The following is a 3,898-nucleotide window of genomic DNA, read 5'->3' as shown; positions in this document are numbered from 1 at the left end:
CGTCACAGGGATAACCTATCGGGTCAACGGCCAATTTTGTTCATCTGACGCACCGCCCCTATCGTGGTCAAGAAACCGGGTTTCTAAGCAAACGGTGGGGTGGGAGAACTAACAGCAGAACCCGCCTCTACAATTAATAATTATCACCCTCGTAGGGCGCGTCACAGGGATAACCTATCGGGTCAACGGCCAATTTTGTTCATCTGACCCACCGCCTTTAGCCGGAGAAATTCGCCCAATTGTTCGGTAAAATAAATTACCATATTAATCAAAACCGGAAAGACAATTAGGTATAAAGCATGACCGCAACCACATCAAAACCCGTTTCCGCCATTCCCGAATTTTGTCAGGGCATCCAGTATTTTAGCGAAACATTCCCCAGATTAGAAACTTACGGTCAGAAGCCAGCCATAGCTGAGGGGAAAGTGGCTATTTCCGACCCTAAAGACCCCGTAGCAGTATATCAAACCCTGCTGTACGCGGACGCGCTGCGGTACTTAATTCTACAGGTAACAGGTAGTAAAGCATCAGGACACCCAGGGGGTTTCGCCAGCCAAGCGGAAGCCTATGCAGCCTTAGTCATGCTGGGTTATAAAAATATTATTACGGAAGTGGGACACCATGCGCCAGGCTTCTATAGCGCGGTTTTCCTCGATCGCTCCTTAGAAGACATGGAAATCTACACCGTGCAACAACTGCGCGATCGCTTCCGGGAAATGCACGGACTGCTGGGGCATCTTTCCGGTTATATTCCCGGTCTACTGAACCCCGCCGGACCCCTAGGACAAGGTCAGCATTTCGCCATGGCCGCCGCCCTCTTACACAGGGACAAACTCTTCCCCTTCACCCTAGGTGATGGTGGTATGGGAGAGCCTTACCCCATGAGCAGCATGGCGCATTTTAACACAGCCTATCCTAATGTAACCAACTTCCTGCCCATATTAGTTTGGAATGGCTACAGCCAGGAACATCACAGCATGGTCTCCACTAAAACTAATGAGGAAATGATCGCCTATTGGAAAGGTAACGGCTTCAAAGAAGTCTTGCTAGTCGATGCTAAAGACTTCGACGACCAAAACCAACCCGGAGATTATGTTGATAGTACCGCTTTTTCCATTGATCGGCGCATGGCTTTCACCCAGGCGGTGATGGAAACAGTAGACAAAGCGGCAAAATCCGCCCTAAATGGTACATTGACCGTATTTATTATTAAACAACTCAAAGGGGCCGGTGTTCATGCCCGGGGTGCGAAATCCCATAATCTCTATCCCGGAGATACCCTCGACAGTCCCCATATTATTAAGGCCCTCCAGGAGCGATCGCTACCAGTAGCCGCTTGGGAGTTGGTGCGTAAAAACATTGAACGAGCAGGCGGTGGTCCCGCTTCTAAGACAGTCGTAACTGAGTTTGAGTACCCGATCGCCGATTTGGGTACACTCCCCTTAGAAGAATATACAGTCGGCGGTGATCCGAAAGTCGCAACTACCGCTATGGGGGCGATCGTTGGTCATGTTGGCCAAAAAGACCCCCATTTTCTCGTCACCAACGCCGATGGTAACGCCGCTTCCGGTATTAACAACATTAACCAAGCCCTGAAAATTATTCACCCTACCCCTGATGATACCTATTTCCAGGGACCCAATGGACAGGTTTATGAGCCACTCAGTGAAGACGCTTGCGCCGGAATGGCTGCAGGTTTAGCCTTAATGGGCGCACGGACCCTGTGGTGTTCCTACGAGTCTTTTGCTATTAATGGTTTACCAATTTGGCAAACTGTCACCCAGGCTATGGCTGAGTTGCGCCACCTCACCCCCTCCACCATTACCTTATTTACCGCCGGCGCTTTGGAACAGGGACGCAACGGCTGGACTCACCAACGCCCGGAAATTGAGGCTTATTTTGCCGCTATGTTACGCAACGGTAATGTTTTCGCTCTGTTTCCCCCAGATGCTAATAGTATCCAGGTCTGTTATCAATGGGCACTCAATACTAAAAATAAGGGCATTACTATTACTGCTAGTAAGTCTCCTTTACCGATTCGTACTACCTTTGAACAAACCCGCCAAGGCTTGCGAGATGGAGCCGTGATTTTGGAAGAAGTCAAAGGTGATAAAACTGTCGTTTTTGCTGTCATTGGAGATATGACTTTAATCCCCGTTTTTGAGGCGGCGGCTTACCTGGAAACTGAGGGAATTGGTACTCGCATTGTCTCCGTGATTAACCCCCGCCGTTTGTATCGTCCTACTGATGTCGCTTGGGATACTTGTTCCGAACCTGATGGCGATTTTATCAGTGATGAACTCTTCGATAATTTGTTTGGTGGGGATGCTTTGATTGGGGTGACAGGCGGCGCTAGTTTGATGCTGGAACCGATTATGTTGCGTAGTAGTGTCCGCCGCGATACTTTCGCCTGGAAACGGGGAGAAACTACTTCTAGTGCGGGTCAGTTGATGGCTTTTAATGGCTTGACTGCTGAGACTTTGACTAAAAGAGCGATCGAGTTAATCCACTAGGTTTAACTGGTTTTCCCTGCGTGTCCGTTGGGGGGGGAGGAGTATTCCCGTTTTCCGTCATTCTCCCCGACCCCCCCCTACTTCTTCCTACTTCTTCCTAGGACTCGACACCCTTCAAGCTCTGATTGGTGTCACAATATAATCTTGATGTAATCTGCAATTATGCCTTATGTATCTAACTTGGTTGGACAGTAACTCTTGGTTAGTGGAGATGGCTGGTAAGTCTATCCTGGTTGACCCTTGGTTGGTGGGGTCTTTGGTGTTTGGTAATTTACCCTGGTTATTTAAAGGGGAAAAACAGAAAACTCGCCCCATTCCCGATCGCATTGATGCTATCCTTCTGTCTCAGGGGTTGGAAGATCATGCTCATATTCCTACCTTAAAAATACTCGATAAAAATATTCCCGTCGTCGCTTCCCCTAATGCGGCTAAGGTGGTGCGAGAATTGGGTTATACTCAGGTTCATTCTTTGAATCATGGGGAGACTTTTAAACTGGGCGCGAGCCTCGAAATTAGGGCGGTTCCCGGTTTCCCTATTGGTCCGACTTTGGTGGAAAATGGCTATGTTATCTCTGATACTACTACTCACCACAGTCTCTATTATGAACCCCACGGCTATCATTCCCCCACTTTGAAAGAATTGGCTCCCATTGATGTCGTAATTACTCCTATTATGGATTTGGCTTTACCCTTGATAGGTCCCATTATTCGCGGCACAAAATCCGCCCTAGAGTTAACCAAAATGGTACAGCCACAGGTGATATTACCAACCGCCGCCGCTGGTGATGTCTCCTATGAGGGATTATTAGTTGCCGCTTTAAAGGTAGTCGGAAACCTAGAAGATTTTCGCTCTCTCATCGCTCGCAATAACCTGAAAACTCGCGTGCTTAATCCGCAGGCGGGTGAACGTTTTGCTATTGATTTATAGTTGGCTTTCCATAGAGGCGATCGCATTTTTCCCCAGCCGGGAATTTCGGAAAAGTAAACCTAGGTGGCAAAAAAAAATTTTCTGGGCGCGCCCCCGCGCTTTTTTTTCAGAAAACCCTATCTTTTTCAGGGAGTCCGTGCTACAGTATAAGATAATGGCGATAGTTGCGAAAATATTATTTTGGCTCACATCTAATTATGTGATATACTCCTATCATAGCCGACTAGCGCCGCCGTGTCAACCCCCTTTTCACTACTTTTTGATATACTAGATCACACTGGTAGCAATTTTCGTGGCGAGAATGCCAGCTTGTTCGATCATAAATACCCTTGCATCCGGGCTAGGGTCATCAGTGTAAATTGCAAATATAAAATATCTATGTCTGCTCTATAAAACTTAAACAAAACCGGACATAGCCGGATATTGATGTTTATTTCTGGCTTCGTCCGGGACTGTC

General features: G+C 47.7%; 3 protein-coding genes. 2 read left to right on the top strand and 1 reads right to left on the bottom strand.

Annotated features, from left to right (window positions below; genetic code table 11):
- Positions 1–299 precede the first annotated feature (299 nt).
- Both ACTIE0_RS23295 and ACTIE0_RS23290 read left to right on the top strand, forming a co-directional pair.
- Entirely contained in the window at positions 300–2,513 is a 2,214-nt protein-coding gene (locus tag ACTIE0_RS23295) for a phosphoketolase family protein (RefSeq protein ID WP_006668151.1), read from the top strand.
- A gap of 169 nt (positions 2,514–2,682) precedes the next feature.
- Positions 2,683–3,441 (top strand): MBL fold metallo-hydrolase, encoded by a 759-nt coding sequence (locus tag ACTIE0_RS23290; protein WP_006668152.1) that lies wholly within the window; start codon positions 2,683–2,685, stop codon positions 3,439–3,441.
- Here ACTIE0_RS23290 and ACTIE0_RS23285 read toward each other — a convergent pair.
- On the bottom strand, positions 3,436–3,630 hold the full coding sequence (locus ACTIE0_RS23285; protein ID WP_039932137.1) for a hypothetical protein: 195 nt from the start codon (positions 3,628–3,630) through the stop codon (positions 3,436–3,438). The genes ACTIE0_RS23290 and ACTIE0_RS23285 overlap by 6 nt on opposite strands.
- Between the last annotated feature and the right edge of the window lie 268 nt (positions 3,631–3,898).

Source organism: Limnospira sp., assembly GCF_051859755.1.
GTDB lineage: Bacteria > Cyanobacteriota > Cyanobacteriia > Cyanobacteriales > Microcoleaceae > Limnospira > Limnospira fusiformis.
This window is presented reverse-complemented; position numbering and strand designations above follow the sequence as displayed.